At 66.8% G+C, this 17,616-nt stretch carries 15 protein-coding genes and 1 pseudogene; 6 read left to right on the top strand and 10 right to left on the bottom strand.

Annotated elements, in window-relative coordinates:
- Nucleotides 1-9: 9 nt before the first annotated feature.
- The 5 genes and pseudogenes from QFZ21_RS00495 to QFZ21_RS00475 all read left to right on the top strand — a co-directional run bounded on the left by QFZ21_RS00495 (nucleotide 10) and on the right by QFZ21_RS00475 (nucleotide 4,172).
- Nucleotides 10-1,086, top strand: coding sequence for a ubiquinol-cytochrome c reductase iron-sulfur subunit (locus QFZ21_RS00495; RefSeq protein ID WP_307373278.1), 1,077 nt, complete (start codon nucleotides 10-12; stop codon nucleotides 1,084-1,086).
- A complete protein-coding gene (locus tag QFZ21_RS00490; protein ID WP_307373276.1) occupies nucleotides 1,083-2,897 on the top strand; it encodes a cytochrome bc complex cytochrome b subunit in 1,815 nt (604 codons plus the stop codon). Before QFZ21_RS00495 ends, QFZ21_RS00490 begins: the two co-directional genes overlap by 4 nt.
- A 157-nt stretch (nucleotides 2,898-3,054) precedes the next feature.
- Nucleotides 3,055-3,159: pseudogene (locus tag QFZ21_RS00485) on the top strand (RidA family protein); the annotation flags it as partial.
- A complete protein-coding gene (locus QFZ21_RS00480; RefSeq protein ID WP_307373274.1) occupies nucleotides 3,156-3,668 on the top strand; it encodes a GNAT family N-acetyltransferase in 513 nt (170 codons plus the stop codon). The pseudogene QFZ21_RS00485 and the gene QFZ21_RS00480, both read left to right, overlap by 4 nt.
- Before the next feature lie 84 nt (nucleotides 3,669-3,752).
- Nucleotides 3,753-4,172, top strand: coding sequence for a rhodanese-like domain-containing protein (locus QFZ21_RS00475; RefSeq protein ID WP_307373272.1), 420 nt, complete (start codon nucleotides 3,753-3,755; stop codon nucleotides 4,170-4,172).
- 91 nt (nucleotides 4,173-4,263) lie between these two features.
- Here the strand turns inward: QFZ21_RS00475 and QFZ21_RS00470 are convergent, their stop codons facing one another.
- From QFZ21_RS00470 to QFZ21_RS00450, 5 genes are all read right to left on the bottom strand, one after another.
- Nucleotides 4,264-4,698 carry a cytochrome c oxidase subunit 4 gene (locus QFZ21_RS00470; RefSeq protein ID WP_307373270.1) on the bottom strand — a complete coding sequence of 145 codons (435 nt, stop codon included), beginning with the start codon at nucleotides 4,696-4,698 and terminating at the stop codon, nucleotides 4,264-4,266.
- Nucleotides 4,699-4,701: 3 nt separating this feature from the next.
- Nucleotides 4,702-6,435: a cytochrome c oxidase subunit I gene (gene ctaD / locus QFZ21_RS00465; RefSeq protein WP_307373268.1), complete on the bottom strand. Its 1,734-nt coding sequence runs from the start codon at nucleotides 6,433-6,435 to the stop codon at nucleotides 4,702-4,704.
- A 3-nt stretch (nucleotides 6,436-6,438) separates the two neighbouring features.
- The gene (gene coxB, locus QFZ21_RS00460) at nucleotides 6,439-7,335 is read right to left on the bottom strand and encodes a cytochrome c oxidase subunit II (protein ID WP_307373265.1); all 897 of its coding nucleotides are present in this window, start codon (nucleotides 7,333-7,335) and stop codon (nucleotides 6,439-6,441) included.
- 96 nt (nucleotides 7,336-7,431) lie between these two features.
- The gene (erpA, locus tag QFZ21_RS00455; RefSeq protein ID WP_307373262.1) at nucleotides 7,432-7,797 is read right to left on the bottom strand and encodes an iron-sulfur cluster insertion protein ErpA; all 366 of its coding nucleotides are present in this window, start codon (nucleotides 7,795-7,797) and stop codon (nucleotides 7,432-7,434) included.
- A gap of 70 nt (nucleotides 7,798-7,867) precedes the next feature.
- Nucleotides 7,868-9,289, bottom strand: coding sequence for a dipeptidase (locus tag QFZ21_RS00450; protein ID WP_307373260.1), 1,422 nt, complete (start codon nucleotides 9,287-9,289; stop codon nucleotides 7,868-7,870).
- Nucleotides 9,290-9,335: 46 nt separating this feature from the next.
- Between QFZ21_RS00450 and QFZ21_RS00445 the strand changes: the two genes are divergently transcribed.
- On the top strand, nucleotides 9,336-9,908 hold the full coding sequence (locus QFZ21_RS00445) for a DUF3043 domain-containing protein (RefSeq protein WP_307373257.1): 573 nt from the start codon (nucleotides 9,336-9,338) through the stop codon (nucleotides 9,906-9,908).
- On the opposite strand, the gene QFZ21_RS00440 is transcribed toward QFZ21_RS00445, so the two are convergent.
- The 5 genes from QFZ21_RS00440 to dnaE form a co-directional block, all read right to left on the bottom strand.
- Entirely contained in the window at nucleotides 9,883-10,920 is a 1,038-nt protein-coding gene (locus QFZ21_RS00440) for a quinone-dependent dihydroorotate dehydrogenase (RefSeq protein ID WP_307373255.1), read from the bottom strand. The two genes, QFZ21_RS00445 and QFZ21_RS00440, sit on opposite strands and share 26 nt — an antisense overlap.
- A gap of 10 nt (nucleotides 10,921-10,930) precedes the next feature.
- Nucleotides 10,931-11,401 (bottom strand): transcriptional regulator NrdR, encoded by a 471-nt coding sequence (nrdR, locus tag QFZ21_RS00435; RefSeq protein WP_307373254.1) that lies wholly within the window; start codon nucleotides 11,399-11,401, stop codon nucleotides 10,931-10,933.
- A gap of 10 nt (nucleotides 11,402-11,411) precedes the next feature.
- Nucleotides 11,412-12,716 (bottom strand): histidinol dehydrogenase, encoded by a 1,305-nt coding sequence (hisD, locus tag QFZ21_RS00430; RefSeq protein WP_307373251.1) that lies wholly within the window; start codon nucleotides 12,714-12,716, stop codon nucleotides 11,412-11,414.
- 1 nt (nucleotide 12,717) lies between these two features.
- Nucleotides 12,718-14,007 carry a hypothetical protein gene (locus QFZ21_RS00425; RefSeq protein WP_307373249.1) on the bottom strand — a complete coding sequence of 430 codons (1,290 nt, stop codon included), beginning with the start codon at nucleotides 14,005-14,007 and terminating at the stop codon, nucleotides 12,718-12,720.
- A gap of 70 nt (nucleotides 14,008-14,077) precedes the next feature.
- On the bottom strand, nucleotides 14,078-17,596 hold the full coding sequence (gene dnaE / locus QFZ21_RS00420; protein WP_307373247.1) for a DNA polymerase III subunit alpha: 3,519 nt from the start codon (nucleotides 17,594-17,596) through the stop codon (nucleotides 14,078-14,080).
- Nucleotides 17,597-17,616: the final 20 nt, after the last annotated feature.

The following is a 17,616-nucleotide window of genomic DNA, read 5'->3' as shown; positions in this document are numbered from 1 at the left end:
AGGAGCACCATGGCACACGACGACGACTCGCAGGCTCTTGACAGGGCCTACCAGCCCTCTCCGGGGCTGGGTGTCGCAGTCAGCGATCCCGTGCGCAACCCGGGGCTGCCGCCGCACCGCGAGCGGATGACCGACAAGGACCCGCGGGCGGAGAAGAACGCCGCTCGCACGGTCTACACGCTGTTCTACCTCTCCCTCGCGGGGAGCATCTGGGCGGTCGCCGCCTACATGCTGTTCCCGATCGAGAGCGGCGCGCTCATCGACATCCGTCAGAACAACCTCTTCATCGGACTGGGGATCGCGCTCGCGCTCCTGGCCCTCGGCATCGGTGCGATCCACTGGTCCAAGGCGCTGATGTCCGACAAGGAGCACATCGAGCACCGCCACCCCACCCGTGGCACGGATGCCACGCGTGCAGCGGTCGTGCAGGCATTCTCCGAGGCGAACGAGGAGTCCGGCTTCGGACGGCGCTCCATGATCCGCAACTCGCTGTTCGCAGCGATCGTCGCGTCGATCATCCCCGGCGTCGCGCTGTTCCGCGGCCTGGCCCCGCACTCCACGCCCGACGACCCGACGGCCGGCGACCCGGTCGTGCTGCTCAAGCACACGATGTGGGAAGAAGGATCGCGCCTGGTGCGCGACCCCGACGGCACCCCCATCCGCGCGGCCGACGTCACGCTCGGATCCGCCTTCCACGTGATCCCCGAGGAGCTCGCCGAGCTCAGCCACCACGACGGCTACCTCGAGGAGAAGGCGAAGGCCATCGTGCTGATGATGCGCCTCCGCCCCGAGCAGCTGACCGAGGCCGAGGACCGCAAGGACTGGTCCTACGACGGCATCGTCGCCTACTCCAAGGTCTGCACGCACGTCGGATGCCCGGTGGCCCTGTACGAGCAGCAGACGCACCACCTGCTGTGCCCGTGCCACCAGTCGCAGTTCGACGTCACGGACCACGCCAAGGTCATCTTCGGCCCGGCGGCACGTCCGCTGCCGCAGCTGCCCATCACCGTCGATGACGAGGGCTACCTGATCGCACGCAGCGACTTCAAGGAACCCGTCGGCCCGAGCTTCTGGGAGCGCCATTGAGCACCGCAACGCTGTCCAAAGACGACAAGGACACGAAGGCGCCGCTGGGCGGCCGCTTCGTCGGTGCCGCGTCGAACTACATCGATGAGCGCACCAGCATGTCGGGCTTCATCAAGGAGCTGGGTCGCAAGATCTTCCCCGATCACTGGTCGTTCATGCTCGGCGAGATCGCGCTCTGGAGCTTCGTCGTCGTGTTCCTCTCCGGAACCTTCCTGACGTTCTTCTTCCAGGCCTCGATGGTGGAGACCCACTACACCGGCGCCTACGCACCGATGCGCGGCATCGAGATGTCCGCGGCGCTGGAGTCCTCGCTGCACATCTCCTTCGATCTGCGCGGCGGGCTCCTCGTCCGTCAGATCCACCACTGGGCCGCGCTCGTGTTCATCGCCGGAATCGGCGTGCACATGCTCCGCGTGTACTTCACCGGAGCCTTCCGCAAGCCCCGCGAGCTGAACTGGGTGATCGGCTTCGTGCTCTTCATCCTGGCGATGGCCGAGGGCTTCACCGGATACTCGCTCCCCGACGACCTGCTCTCGGGCAACGGCCTCCGCATCATCGACGGCATGATCAAGGGCATCCCGCTGATCGGCACGTGGACCTCGTTCATGCTCTTCGGCGGCGAGTTCCCGGGAACCGACATCGTCGGCCGCCTGTACACGCTGCACATCCTGCTGCTGCCGCTGATCATCATCGGCCTCATCGTCGTGCACCTGATGCTGATGATCGTCAACAAGCACACGCAGTTCGCCGGCCCCGGCCGTACGAACGACAACGTCGTGGGCTACCCGATGATGCCCGTCTACATGTCGAAGATGGGCGGTTACCTGTTCATCGTCTTCGGTGTGATCGTGCTGATCGCGACGTTCTTCCAGATCAACCCGATCTGGAACTACGGCCCGTACGACCCGTCCCCCGTCTCGGCCGGAACCCAGCCCGACTGGTACATCGGCTTCGCCGACGGAGCGCTCCGACTGGCACCGTCGAACCTCGACCTGGTCCTGTTCGACCGCACCTGGTCGTTCGGCATCCTGCTCCCGCTGGTGGTCCTTGGACTGTTCATCGTCGTCGTCGCGATCTACCCCTTCATCGAGGCGTGGATCACTGGTGACAAGCGCGAGCACCACATCGCCCAGCGTCCGCGTAACGCGGCGACCCGCACCGCCATCGGCGTCGCCGGTGTCCTCTTCTACGCGGTGCTGTGGGCTGCAGCATCCTCCGACCTCATCGCGACGCACTTCATGCTCACGATGGAAGGCGTCATCCACTCGCTCCAGGCGCTGCTGTTCATCGCGCCGATCCTCGGCTACTTCGTCACGAAGCGCATCTGCATCGCGCTGCAGAAGAAGGACCGCGAGATCGTGCTGCACGGCTTCGAGTCGGGTCGCATCGTCCGTCTCCCCGGCGGCGAGTTCATCGAGGTGCACCAGCCGGTCGACCAGTACGACCGCTGGAAGCTGATCGACGTCGACGGATACGAGCCGCTGGTCGTGCGCCCGAACGCCAAGGGCCGGATCCCGTGGACCGAGAACGTCCGCTCCTCGATCTCGCGCTGGTTCTTCGAGGACCGCCTCGCTCCGCTCACGCAGGCAGAGGTCGAAGCGGCCGACTCGCACCAGCACCACGTCACGGCGCAGAACGAGGAGACCGAGGCAGCCGAGATCCAGGGCGCTCACGAGCGCGCCGGATTCCCCGACGCCCCGCTCACCGTGGGTGAGACGCACGTCGACGAGACGGCCAACACCCCGAGCACCGTGATCGCCACGGAGCCTGCCAAGAAGTCGAAGAACGAGAAGTCGGAGGAGGGCGAGTAGTCGCCTCTCCCCCACAGCTGAAGGCCCCGTCCGTTCTGGACGGGGCCTTCGTCGTTGCCGCACATGGTGGACCGCACCGTCGTGCAAGGATCGAGGGGTGTCTTCCATCGTTCAGCTCATCCGTTCCACCTCTCTCGCCGATGCACCGTATGCCTACGACAATGACGTCCCCAGCACACTGATGGGCGTCACCGTCCTCGGGTACGACGACCAGCTGGTGGAGATCGAGGCGATCGCCGCTGTCGCGTCGGGTCGGTCGTGACGGCTCTCATCCGCGCTGCGAGGCCCGCGGACGATGCCGCCATCGAGCAGATCGAGGCGGCCGCAGATGCGTTGCTGATCGACCGTTTCGGCGCGGCGGATTGGCCTCCCCCGACGAGCTCCCTGGAGCGGGCCGCCATGCCGGGATTCGTTCTCGTCGCCGAGTCGACGACCGGCGACGCCGCCGCCGGTCCGGTCGGCTTCGTGCATGTGCTGGAGATCGAGGGGCACGCCCACCTCGAGCAGCTCTCCGTCCTCCCCGAACACGGACGCAGAGGCATCGGGCGCCGGCTGGTCGAGGCCGCTGTCGCCGAGACGCGACGCCGCGGCCATCGGCGCATCACGCTCCGCACCTATGCGGATGTGCCCTGGAATGCCCCGTTCTACGCCTCCTGCGGCTTTGTGGAGACCGAGCCCGACTCCGAGTTCCATCGCGGTCTCATCTCGACCGAAGACGCACTGCGCCTCGGCGTCCACGGGCGCCGGGTGCAGATGACAGCTTCTCTCTGAGCGCCGCGCTCAATGTCCGGAATCCGTCGCCGGTCGGCGTGATTATGCCGCTGTCACGGCATCCGGTGACCCTAGGCTGAAGCCATGATGGAACGTTCCGAATTCTTCGCCGCCAAGCTCGCCTATGAGACGGATGCGAGCGATGTCCATGCCGCGCTGAAGGGTGGCGAAAGCCTCGTCGTGATCGATGTGCGCTCTGACGAGGCCTGGGCGCAGGGACGGGTCGCCGGTGCCGTGCACATGCACTACAGCGAGATCGCGACCAGGGCCCCTCAGGAGATCGCCGCGGATGCTGAAGTGGTCGTGTACTGCTGGAGCCCCGGCTGCAATGCGGGAGCCAAGGGCGCCCTTGAGTTCGCGAAGCTCGGCTACCGGGTGCGTGAGATGATCGGCGGGTTCGAATACTGGGTTCGCGAGGGCTACCCCGTGGAAAACGCCGACGGCGTGCATCACCGCCCCGTCGACCCTCTCACGGGCATCGCGCGCATCCGCACACGCGCCTGATTCCTGCTCGGAGACGACCTGGTCGGACACGACCCGCTCAGACACGAAGAAGGCCCTCGGACGAATCCGAGGGCCTTCTTCGATGTGTGCGTCAGCGGGCGAAGTGGCCGCGGTAGTACTCGTAGACCCAGCCGACGATCGCGACGACGAAGATCGCGAGACCGATCGGGAGCAGGAAATGTCCGACGGCCAGGCCGACCACGAACACGGCTGCAGAGCCCGCCAGCACGATCGGCCACCAGGACCACGGGCTGAACTCGCCGAGCTCGGGGTCACCGTCGTCGATGTCGGCGGTCAGGATGTCTTCGGGAAGCTCACCCTGCTGAGCCGCATGCGTGCGGTCGAGGTAGAACGCGATCATCGCGCCCATGAACGCCGCGAAGAAGAGGGCGACCGTGCCGACCCACTCGATCCGCATCGCGAAGTTCTCGTTCGGGGTGGCCAGGATGTGCCAGCCGGTGTAGACGACGCCGACGAGGGCGAAGAACGCCGTCAGGATCCACCAGAGAATGACGTTATCGCGCATGACTCAGTGCGCCTCTCGCTCGCCGGGGACGCTGACCGAGAACTCGGCCGCCTCCGGGTGATTCAGGTCGAATGCCGGACGCTCGCTGCGGATGCGCGGGATCGACGTGAAGTTGTGCCGCGGCGGCGGGCACGACGTGGCCCACTCGAGGGACGCGCCGTAGCCCCACGGGTCGTTCACGGTGACCTTCGGAGCCTTGCGCGCCGTGATCCACACGTTCAGGAAGAACGGGAGCATAGAGGCGCCGAGGATGATCGCACCGATCGTGGAGACCTGGTTCTGCCAGGTCCAGCCGTCGGCCGCGGAGTAGTCCGCGTAGCGTCGCACCATGCCGTCGACACCGAGCCAGTGCTGGATGAGGAACGTCATGTGGAAGCCGATGAACAGCATCCAGAAGTGCACGTAGCCCAGGCGCTCGTTCAGCATGCGGCCGGTCCACTTCGGCCACCAGAAGTAGAAGCCGGCGAACATCGCGAACACGACGGTGCCGAAGACCACGTAGTGGAAGTGCGCGACGACGAAGTACGAGTCGGACAGCGCGAAGTCGAGCGGCGGGGCCGCGAGGATGACACCGGTCAGTCCACCGAAGACGAAGGAGACCAGGAAGCCGAGAGCGAAGACCATCGGCGTCTCGAAGGTCACCGATCCTCGCCAGAGCGTTCCGATCCAGTTGAAGATCTTCACACCCGTCGGCACGGCGATGAGCATCGTCATCAGCGCGAAGAACGGCAGCAGGACGGAACCCGTGACGTACATGTGGTGCGCCCACACGGCGACGGACAGGGCGGCGATGGCGATGGTCGCGTAGACGAGGGTCTTGTATCCGAAGATCGGCTTCCGGCTGAACACCGGGAAGATCTCCGAGACGATGCCGAAGAACGGCAGCGCGATGATGTACACCTCGGGGTGACCGAAGAACCAGAACAGGTGCTGCCAGAGCAGCACGCCGCCGTTGGCCGGGTCGTAGATGTGAGCGCCGAGGATGCGGTCGGCAGCAGCAGCGAAGATCGCCGCAGCCAGCACCGGGAAGGCCATCAGGACGAGCAGGCTCGTGATGAGCGTGTTCCAGGAGAAGATCGGCATGCGCCACATCGTCATACCGGGAGCGCGCATCGTGATGATCGTGGTGATGAAGTTCACCGCGCCGAGGATGGTTCCGAAACCGGAGATTCCGAGGCCCACCATCCAGAGGTTTCCACCGGCACCCGGCGTGAACGACGCTCCCGCGAGTGGCTGATAGGCGAACCATCCGAACGACGCCGCACCCTGCGGGGTGAGGAAGCCGGCGACCGCGATGGTCGATCCGAAGAGGAAGAGCCAGAAGGCGAAGGCGTTCAGACGCGGGAACGCCACATCGGGCGCCCCGATCTGCAGCGGCAGGATCGCGTTCGCGAAGCCGGCGAAGAGCGGCGTCGCGAACATCAGCAGCATGATCGTGCCGTGCATCGTGAACAGCTGGTTGTACTGCTCCTTCGTCGGGACGATCTGCATGCCCGGCGCGAACAACTCGGCGCGGATGACGAGAGCCATCACGCCACCGAGGAGGAAGAACAGCACCGAGGCGATCAGGTACATGTACCCGATGGTCTTGTGGTCGGTGGAGGTGATCCACTTGACGACGATGTTGCCCTTCTGCTCGACGCGCGAGGAGCTCATCAGAGCAGCCTGGCGGGCGGGCAGGGCGGTGGGACGGGAGCGAGGGGCCTCGTCGGTGCGGGGCGCTTCAGTGGTCGACATGGCTTACTCCTCTCCTTCTTCGGAGTCGGTGTTCCCGGTGGTGCCGGGGAGGTTCGAGAGACGGTCGTACTCGTCCGTGATGTCTCCCGTGTTGCCCTCCTCCTTGAGAGAGGCGAGGTAGGCGTCGTACTCGTCCTGCTCGACGACCTTGACGTTGAACAGCATCATCGAGTGGTACTCGCCGCAGAGCTCGGCGCACTTGCCCTTGTACTCGCCGACCCGGGTCGGGATGAACGACCAGGAATTGTCCTTCCCGATGAACATGTCCTTCTTGTACAGGAAGTCGATGATCCAGAACGAGTGGATGACGTCGCGGGACTGCAGGTCGATCGTGACCTTCTTGTCGACCGGGAGCACCAGCGTCGGCAGCTGCGCCTGGTCGATGTTGCCTTCGGCGTCGGGCTGCGCCTGGATGCCCATGGTCCAGACCGTGTCGTCTTCCGACTCGGCGTCGTACTGGAAGTCCCAGGCCCACTGCTTGGCGATCGCGGTGATCTCGACGTCGGGGTCGTCCCACTTCGCCTCGATCTCGGCCTGGTCACGAGCCGTGAAGAAGAACATGCCCAGCACGAGGATGAGCGGCACGATCGTGTAGAAGATCTCGATCGGCATGTTGTAGCGCATCTGGACCGGCAGGCCGGTCTGGCCCTTGCGACGCCGGTACGCGATCGCGGCCCAGGCCATCAGGCCCCAGGTGATGACGCCGACAGCGAGCAGGACGATCCAGGAATTGACCCACAGACCGGACACGCGCTCGGTCTGGTTCGTGGCCGCAGGCTCACCCTCGATGAAGCCGGGAAGGTAGCCGTTCAACTCGGTGGTGGTACATCCCGCCAGGACCACGGCTGCCACTACTCCCACGGGAAGAGCGGCCCAACGAAGGCGGTGTTTCGAGGGCACGATGCACCTTTCAGATTGCGGACAGGGCACACCCAAGTCTAGGGCAACCTCACACCTGATTCATGCCAACCGCGCAGGTTGGCGGGGGCGTTCGGATCAGTGGAAGCTGTCGCCGCAGGCGCAGCTGCCGGCCGCATTCGGGTTGTCGATCGTGAAGCCCTGCTCGGAGATCGTGTCCTTGAAATCGATCGATGCGCCGTCGAGGTACGGGACGCTCATGTTGTCGACGATGACCTCCACGCCGTCGAAGTCGACGGTGACGTCGTCCTCGAGGAAGCGCTCGTCGAAGTAGAGCTGGTAGATCAGGCCGGAGCATCCGCCGGGCTGCACGGCGACGCGCAGACGGAGGTCGTCACGGCCTTCCTGCTCGAGCAGGTTCTTGACCTTGACGGCTGCCGCGTCGGTGAGGCTGATGCCGTGGGCGCGGGTGGTGGTCTCTGAAGTCAGCGTGGTGTCGCTCATGTCGCTCCTTGTCACGGGCCGCAGTGGCACGGCGTTCGAGCCAATTCTACCGCCGGTCGCGCCGGCCGGCTCAGAGGTCGACCGCGTTCATCCGAGAAAGCAGCAGCGCTTCGGTCGCCACGGCGTTTCGGAAGGTGTCGAGATGCAGCGATTCGTTCGGGCTGTGCGCGCGCGAGTGAGGGTCCTCGACGCCCGTGACGAGGATCTGCGCCGCCGGGAACTCCCGCACCAGGTCGGCGATGAAGGGGATGGACCCGCCCACGCCGAGGTCGATCGGAGCCACGCCGTACGCGTCGTTCATGGCGTCCCGCGTGAGCGCAGCCGCCCAGCCGCTCGTGTCGGCGAGGAACCCGTCGCCGAGGTCGGCGTCGGAGAAGGTGAGCTCGGCGCCGAACGGGGCGTGAGCGCGGAGGTGATCCTGAAGCGCCTCGTAGGCCTCCTCCCCCGTCTGCCCCGGTGCGACGCGCGCGCTGATGACGACCGTCACCTCGGGCAGGAGGGTGTTGGATGCCGAGGCCACACTCGTGGCGTCGATACCGATCAGCGTGATCGCGGGCTTGTTCCAGATGCGGCTGAGGATCGTGCCGTTGCCGATCGGCGTCGTGCCCGGCAGCAGTCCGGCTTCTTCCCGCAGGGTGGCCTCGTCGTAGTCCGGAGTCGGCGCGTCGCGCTCGAGCAGGCCCGCGACGGCGACCGAGCCGTCGTCGTTCCACAGCGTCGAGAGAAGCTTCACGGTCGTCATCATCGCGTCCGGGACGGCTCCGCCGAACATGCCGGAGTGCGACGCGTGCTCCAGCGTGCGCACGCGCATCGTGAACCGCGCATTGCCGCGGAGCGAGACCGTGAGACCCGGCGTGACGGAGTCCCAGTTCCCGGAGTCGGCGACGACGATCGCGTCGGCTCGCAGCGCCTCCTTGTTGTCGGAGAGGAACTGCGCGAACGACCGCGATCCATACTCCTCTTCGCCCTCGATGAACATCGCGATCCCCAGGTCGAGGTCGTCGCCGAGCACTTCCTTCACGGCACGGATCGACGCGACGTGCGCCATGACGCCGGCCTTGTCGTCTGCGGCGCCGCGTCCATAGAGGCGGCCGTCGCGGACGGTCGGCTCGAACGGCGGTGTCTCCCAGAGCTCATCGTCTCCGGGGGGCTGCACGTCGTGGTGGGCGTAGAGCAGGATCGTGGGCTTTCCGTTGCGGGCGGCCCGGGTGGCGAGAACGGCCGGCTGACCGAACTCGTCGGTGCCGGGGACCGCAGCGCGCAGCACGCGCACCTCATCGAAGACACCGGTGCCATCGACGAGCGCTGCGACGGCTTCCGCGCTGCGTTCCAGCTGCGTCTGGTCGAACGCCGGCCAGGCCATGCCCGGGATGCGCACGAGGTGGCCGAGGTCCGACAGTGCGGAGGGGATGCCGATCGACACGGCTTCGAGGACGGCGGCGTCCGATTCGCTGGGCGGTGTTTGCTGGCCGTGGTGAGCGGAAGAGGTCATGCGAGTAATCTTAAGGTGATCCACCTTCAGCGAACCGAGGAACCTCGTGGCCACTACCCCTGTCTCCCCTTCGACGAACGACGACGCCCCCGAGACGCCAGCCGTCGGCAAGGGGCGCGCGACGCCGACCCGCGCGCAGCAGGAGGCGGCTCGCCGTCGTCCCCTGGTCGCCAACACGAAGGAGGCGAAGGCCGCGGCCCGAGCCGAGCTCAACGAGCGTCGCGCCCGCGCCCAGGCAGGCATGGCCGCCGGCGAGGAGAAGTTCCTCCCCGTCCGCGACAAGGGCCCGCAGCGCCGCTGGGTGCGCGATTACGTCGACGCCGGCTGGCACCCCGCCGAGTTCGTCATGGCCGTCATGGTGCTCGTCATCCTGGCGTCGCTCGTTCCGGCCAACCCGCTGATCTCGTTCTACGCCTACATCGCGATGATGGCGTACCTCCTGATCGCGATCGGCGGCATGGTCCTGCTCGGATTCCGGGTGAAGCGCAAGGTCGCGGCGAAGTTCGGTGCCGAGCGCATGGAGAAGGGCCTCGGCTGGTACGCCGGCATGCGGGCGCTGCAGATGCGCTTCATGCGTCTGCCGAAGCCGCAGGTCAAGCGCGGGCAGTACCCCGCCTGAGAAGCCCTCGGTTGATCTCGCGGCCCCAGAACGGTCCGCGGTAGAGGAACGCCGTATATCCCTGCACCAGGGTCGCGCCGGCAGCCAGGCGCTCCTGCACATCGGTGGGGGTCTCCACTCCCCCGACAGCGATCACGCAGAAGTCGGCGGGCACCGCCGCGCGGACGATGCGGAGCACCTCCAGCGACCTCTGCTTCAGCGGCGCTCCGGAGAGTCCTCCCGCTCCTGCCGCCTCGACGACCGCCTCGTCGGTCAGGAGGCCCTCGCGGCTGATCGTGGTGTTGTGCGCGATGATGCCGGCGAGTCCCTCGGCGACGGCGAGCTGCGCGATCGCCGTGATCTCGTCATCGGGGAGGTCGGGGGCGATCTTCACCAGGAGCGGGGTGGATCCGGATGCTTCGCGCACGGCGCGCAGCAGGGGTGCCAGCGTCTCCACGGCCTGCAGGCCACGTAGACCGGGCGTGTTCGGTGAGGAGACGTTGACGGCGAGGTAGTCGGCGAGCGGGGCGAGTCGTGTCGCCGACGCCACGTAATCGGCGGTGGCTTCTTCGACCTCGACCACACGGCTCTTGCCGATGTTGACGCCGATGATCGTGTCCGGAGCGCCACGGCGAAGCTGTGCGAGACGCCGGGCGACGGCATCCGCTCCCTCGTTGTTGAAGCCCATGCGGTTGATAACGGCCCGGTCGGCGATCAGGCGGAACAGCCGAGGCTTCGGGTTGCCCGGCTGAGGGACGGCGGTGACCGTGCCGACCTCGACGTGGCCGAAGCCGAGCGCGGCGAGACCGCGCACGCCGATCGCGTTCTTGTCGAATCCGGCTGCGATGCCGAAGGGCGACGGGAACGTCAGCCCGAGCGCCTCGACGCGCAGGGACGGGTCGGGCTGTGTCAGGGACCGCGTCACCCGCGCGAGCGGCGGTGCACCGAGTGCCCGGATCACCACCATTCCCGCATGATGGGCGAACTCGGGATCGAAGCGCGAGAGGACAGCGCGGAAGAGCAGCGGATACATCCCTGCCAGATTACCGGTCCGCCGACTCCGATTCCGCGTGGTCGGCGCGAAGGTCGGTGATCGCGGATTCGAAGTCCTCCAGCGAGTCGAACGCCTGGTAGACGCTCGCGAAGCGCAGGAACGCGACCTCGTCAAGTTCACGCAACGGCCCGAGGATGGCGAGGCCGATCTCGTTCGTGTCGAGCTGCGAGACGCCGGTCTGCCGCACGTTCTCCTCCACGCGCTGCGCGAGGATGGCGAGGTCCGCTTCCGTGACGGGCCGGCCCTGACAGGCCTTCCGCACGCCGGAGATGACCTTCTCCCGGCTGAAGGGCTCCATCACCCCGGACCGCTTGATGACGTTGAGGCTCGCGGTCTCGGTCGTCGTGAATCGGCCGCCGCACTCGGGGCACTGGCGGCGCCGCCTGATCGACAGTCCGTCGTCGCTGGTACGCGAATCGATGACGCGCGAGTCGGAATGACGGCAGAAGGGGCAGTGCATCTGACCGATCCTACGCGGTGAACCGCGCCTCGATCGCCTCGCCATGGGCGGGCAGCGCCTCGGCGTTGGCCAACGCCACGACACCGTCGCGAACGGCGGAGAGCGCGGCGCGGTCGTAGGTGATGACCTGCTGAGGCCGCAGGAACGTGTAGGCGCCGAGGCCCGAGGCATAGCGCGCCTGTCCCCCGGTCGGCAGCACGTGGTTGCTTCCGGCCATGTAGTCGCCGAGGCTGACCGGCGTCTGGTCGCCCACGAACACCGCGCCGGCGCTGGTGAAAGCGGATGCCGCCGCCTCGGCGTCGACGAGGTGGAGTTCGAGGTGCTCGGGCGCGTAGGCGTTGCTGAACGCGGCCGCCATGCCGGGACCGTCCACGAGCACAATCGCGGACTGCGGGCCCGCGAGTGCTTCTGCCACTCGCGCGCTGTGCCGCGTGCGCAGAGCCTGACGCGCGACCTCGTCGTCGACGCGCGCGGCGAGTTCCGGGGAGTCGGTGACGAGCACGGCGGACGCCTGCTCGTCGTGCTCGGCCTGGCTGATCAGATCGGCGGCTACGAGCCGCGGGTCTGCGCTGTCGTCGGCGACGATGAGTATCTCGGTCGCACCGGCCTCCGAATCCGTCCCGACGATGCCGGCGACCACGCGCTTGGCCGAGGCGACGTAGTTGTTGCCGGGACCGGAGACGACGTCGACCGGATCGAGCCCGATCTCCGGTACGCCCCAGGCGAAGGCGCCGACCGCTCCGGCTCCGCCGATCGCGTAGATCTCGTCGATTCCGAGCAGTCCTGCCGCAGCGAGGATCGTCGGGTGGATGCGGCCGTCGTAGGAGGCCTGCGGCGGGGACGCCAGTGCGATGTGCTGCACCCCGGCGACCTGCGCGGGCACGACGTTCATGACGACGCTGGAGGCGAGCGGCGCCTTGCCGCCCGGGATATACACCCCGGCGCGGGCGACCGGCTGCCAGCGCTGCTGGATGCGTGCGCCGGGGCCGATATCGGTCGTCTGCGGCGCAGGCACCTGTGCCTCGGACCCCTGACGAACGCGAACGATCGCCTCCTCGAGCGCGGCGCGCACGGTGGGGTCGACGGATTCGAGCGCTTCCGCGATGTGGGCTTCCGGAACCCGCACGGCGTGACCGCTCACCCCGTCGAAGCGCTCCGCCTGCTCGCGCAGCGCTGTCGCTCCGCGTTCGCGCACGTCGTCGACGATGCGCGTCGCCGCGTCGAGAGCTTCCGCACGCGCCTGCGCGGCGCGAGGAACAGCGGCGAGCATGTCAGCGGCCGAGAGCTCGCGCCCTCGGAGATCGATCGTGCGCATGTCAGCCCTTCGTGACGTCGGAGATCTCGTGGAGGTAGCCGATGCGGCCGTCATCATGGCGGACGACGTAGGCGCCCCCACGATCCTCGATCACGAGGGCCCACGCGTTAGGACCGATGCGGAACAGCGGTTCGCCGCGCTCGTCATGCACATCGCGTTCCGTGGGCGCGAGAACCCAGAACGGCTGGGCGGCGGGCGCAGGCTCGCGCGGCTTGGTCGCATCGAGGTCGGCCTCGGTGAACGGGTAGTCGTCGATGACGTCGGTGTCGTCCGTGCTGCCCGTGTCGACGTTGCTGCCGGCGTCGCCGGTCTCGACGGTCTGGGCCGTCTCCAGCAGAGATTCGATGCTCCCCGTGTCCGACGCGATCTCCTGGTTGCGGGAGCGACGCGAGTAGACGGGCACGTAGTCCTCCTCGGCCGTCGTCTCTTCGGTTCCAGTTCCGCCGCCCGACGCGTGCGCGCCCAGGGGCACCTGCTCGGCCAGGTCGAGCCGCGCCACCTCGTCGGTCGCATTCTGACCGGAGAGCTCGACGTCGAGAGCGACGACATCGACCACATGCGTCTCGGGGTTCGCGTCCGCGACGAGCGAGTCGTGCAGCGGTGTGGCCGCTTGTTCCGGCGCGGTGAACTGCGGGGGTGCGGGAGCAGCGGTGGCCGAAGGGTCCGCGTCGTCAGCGGGCTCGGCAACGGCAGCCGGCGCCTCGACCGGTTCGGGGCGCGGCCGGGCGATGACCGGCCGGACCGGGTTCGCGTTGCGGTGCGCCAGTGTCACGAGGCGGCCGTGGAAGTCTTCCTTCAGCCCCGGGATGATGGGCGCGAAGACGGTCAGGGCGACCAGGGCGAGCGAGGCGAGCAGCTGCACGATGCCGCTCCAGAACAACCCGAACACACCGAGTTCGATCACCGCCGCCACGGCACTCCAGAGGATGCTCAGCCAGAACACCGCGGCGACGGAGAAGGCCACGGACGCGAACTGGTCGATTCCGAGGGATCCCACGCGGCGGATCCCGTCCGGCGAGAACCGGCGGAGCACGAGGAGAAACACCGCCACGGTCGGCACGCCGATGGGCAAAATCCACTGGATGCCCGTGGCCCAGATGGAAGAAGATCCGGCGAAGGGGAAGAAAGAGACCACGAAGGCCACGAGCCAGACGCCGACGATGAGGAGCTCGCGCAGGGTGAATCCGAGGATGCCGAACTCGGGCGTGACGTCTTCGTCGTAGAGGACGCCGTCTTCGTCGCTGAACGCCGCGTTCTCGGCATCCGACGATTCGGGGAGATCCGTGCTCATGGTCGTCCTTTCGTCACGGGGATCGACGGCAGCACTCATCGTGCGTCCGACGGCTCACGATCCTACCCGCTCATCCCAGACAGGCAGGTCCGAGCAGAGACTTGAGGTCTCCGAACAGGTCTGCGGTCACCTTGACGGGCATCGGCACCTCGAACACCTTGGCTGTGCCGCCGCGGTGCACACGGAGCAGCACCTCGGTATCGCCGTTGTGCCGGCGCAGGATCTCGGCGAGCTCATTCATGACGCGTTCGGTGGCGCGCTGCTCGGCGAGCACGAGCGCCAGAGGGCCGGCGGCGTCGAACGACCCGACGTCGGGCGCGAACGCCGACTGCGCGTGGAGGTTCAGCCCGTCATCGCGCCGCGACACCCGACCGCGGACCGCGAGGATGGAGTCCTGCTGCAGGATGTGCTGGAACTCGGTGTAGGTCTTGCCCATGAACATCACGGTGACCTCGCCGTTGAAGTCCTCGACCGTGATCATGCCGTACGGGTTTCCGCTGGCCTTGGCGACGCGGTGCTGCACGCTGGTCACGAGTCCTGCGACAGTCACCTGGTCGCCGTCCTGCATGTCCTCGGAGTTGTTCAGGTCGTGGATGGAAATGGAGGCGTGTTTGGCGAGCGGCATCTCGAGGCCCGCGAGCGGATGGTCGGAGACATACAGGCCGAGCATCTCACGCTCGAACGCGAGCTTGTCCTTCTTGATCCACTCCGGGCGTGCCGGCACCTTGGCGGGCGCCACCTCCTCGAGCCCGTCGTAGAGGCTGTCGAAGTCGAACCCGATCGCCCCCTGCGCCTCGTTGCGCTTGCGGTCCACCGCCGCCTCGACGGCATCCTCGTGCACTTCCATGAGGGCGCGTCGCGTGTCGCCCATGGTGTCGAACGCGCCGGCCTTGATGAGCGACTCGACGGTGCGCTTGTTCGCCACGTGCAGCGGCACCTTGTCGAGGAAGTGGTGGAAGGAGTCGAAGCGGGCATCCTTCCTCGCCTTCACGATGCCGTCGACGACGTTGCTGCCCACGTTGCGCACGGCACCGAGACCGAATCGGATGTCATCGCCGACGGCGGCGAAGTAGTTGATCGACTCGGACACGTCGGGCGGGAGCACCTTGATCCCCATGCGCCGGCACTCGTTGAGGTACAGCGCCATCTTGTCCTTGGAGTCGCCGACGCTGGTGAGCAGCGCGGCCATGTACTCGGCCGGATAGTGGGCCTTGAGGTATGCCGTCCAGTACGAGACGACGCCGTACGCCGCCGAGTGCGCTTTGTTGAACGCGTAGTCGGAGAACGGCAGCAGGATCTCCCAGATGGCATTGACGGCGCCGTCGGAGTACCCGTTGGCGTGCATGCCGGCCTGGAAGCCCTCGAACTGCTTGTCGAGCTCGGACTTCTTCTTCTTTCCCATCGCGCGGCGGAGGATGTCTGCCTGACCGAGCGAGAACCCGGCCACCCGCTGGGCGATGGCCATCACCTGCTCCTGATAGATGATCAGGCCGTAGGACTCGTCGAGGATGTCGGCGAGAGACTCCTCGAACTCGGGATGGATCGGGGTGATCGGCTGCTGGCCGTTCTTGCGCAGCGCATAGTTCGTGTGCGAGTTCGCGCCCATCGGACCCGGCCGGTAGAGGGCGATCAGAGCCGAGATGTCGCCGAAGTTGTCGGGCTTCATCAGACGCATCAGCGATCGCATCGGCCCGCCGTCGAGCTGGAACACTCCCAGCGACTCGCCGCGACCGAGCAGGTCGTATGCGCCGCGGTCGTCGAGCTCGAGATGCTCGAGGTCGAGTTCCTCGCCACGGTTCATGCGGATGTTGTCGAGCGCGTCGGAGATGATCGTGAGGTTGCGGAGCCCCAGGAAGTCCATCTTGATCAGACCGAGCGACTCGCACGAAGGGTAGTCGAACTGCGTGACGATCTGCCCGTCCTGCTCGCGGCGCATGATCGGGATGATGTCGAGCAGTGGCTCGGACGACATGATCACACCGGCCGCGTGCACACCCCACTGGCGCTTCAGCCCTTCGAGTCCGAGCGCCCGGTCGAAGACGGTCTTCGCCTCGGGGTCGGTCTCGATGAGAGCTCGGAACTCGCTCGCCTCCTTGTAGCGCTTGTGCGCGGAGTCAAACATGCCGCCGAGTTCCATGTCCTTGCCCATCACGGGCGGCGGCATGGCCTTGGTCAGCCGCTCTCCCATGCTGAAGGGGAAGCCCAGCACGCGTCCGGCGTCCTTCAGGGCCTGCTTCGACTTGATCGTGCCGTAGGTCACGATCTGAGCCACGCGCTCCGAGCCGTACTTCTGAGTGACGTACTCGATCACCTCGCCGCGGCGACGATCATCGAAGTCGACGTCGAAGTCGGGCATCGAGACGCGGTCAGGGTTCAGGAACCGCTCGAAGATGAGGCCGTGCTCGAGCGGGTCGAGGTCGGTGATGCGCATGGCGTAGGCGACCATCGATCCGGCGCCGGAACCACGCCCCGGCCCCACGCGGATGCCGTTGTCCTTGGCCCAGTTGATGAAGTCGGCGACGACCAGGAAGTAGCCGGGGAAGCCCATCTGCAGGATGATCCCGGTCTCGTACTCGGCCTGCTTGCGCACCTTGTCGGGGATGCCGTTGGGGTACCGGTACTGCAGGCCGACCTCGACCTCCTTGATGAGCCAGCTGTCCTCGGTCTCGCCGTCGGGCACGGGGAAGCGCGGCATGTAGTTCGCCGCAGTGTTGAACTCGACTTCGCACCGCTCGGCGATCAGCAGCGTGTTGTCGCAGGCCTCGGGGTGGTCGCGGAAGAGCTGCCGCATCTCGGCGGCGGTCTTGATGTAGTAGCCGTCGCCGTCGAATTTGAAGCGGTTCGGGTCATCGAGGGTGGATCCGGACTGCACGCAGAGCAGTGCTTCGTGCGCATCGGCCTCGTGCTGGTGCGTGTAGTGCGAGTCGTTCGTTCCGACCAGCGGGATGTTGAGGTCTTTCGCGAGGCGCAGGAGATCGGTCATCACGCGCCGCTCGATCGAGAGCCCGTGGTCCATGATCTCGGCGAAATAGTTCTCCTTGCCGAACAGATCCTGGAACTCGGCCGCAGCCGCGCGCGCGGCGTCGTACTGACCCAGACGCAGACGGGTCTGGATCTCGCCCGACGGGCATCCGGTCGTCGCGATCAGTCCCTTGGAATAGGTCTGCAGCAGCTCGCGGTCCATTCGCGGCTTGAAGTAGTAGCCCTCCATGCTCGACCGGGAGCTGAGCCGGAACAGGTTGTGCATGCCCTGGGTGGTCTCGCTCCACATCGTCATGTGGGTGTATGCACCGGAACCCGAGACGTCGTCGCTCTTCTGGTCGGGCGAGCCCCACTGCACTCGGGATTTGTCGCTGCGATGGGTTCCCGGAGTGACGTACGCCTCGAGCCCGATGATCGGCTTGACGCCCGCCGCATTGGCCGCCCGGTAGAACTCGAAGGCGGCGAAAGTGTTGCCGTGGTCGGTGACCGCGATGGCCGGCATCCCGTAATCGGCGGCCGCCTGAGTCATCGACGCGATCTTCGCCGCACCGTCGAGCATCGAGTATTCGCTGTGCACGTGCAGGTGGGCGAAGGAGTCGGATGCCATGGGTTCGAGTCTACTTTCCG

Source organism: Microbacterium sp. W4I20, assembly GCF_030816505.1.
Classification (GTDB): Bacteria; Actinomycetota; Actinomycetes; order Actinomycetales; family Microbacteriaceae; genus Microbacterium.
This window is presented reverse-complemented; position numbering and strand designations above follow the sequence as displayed.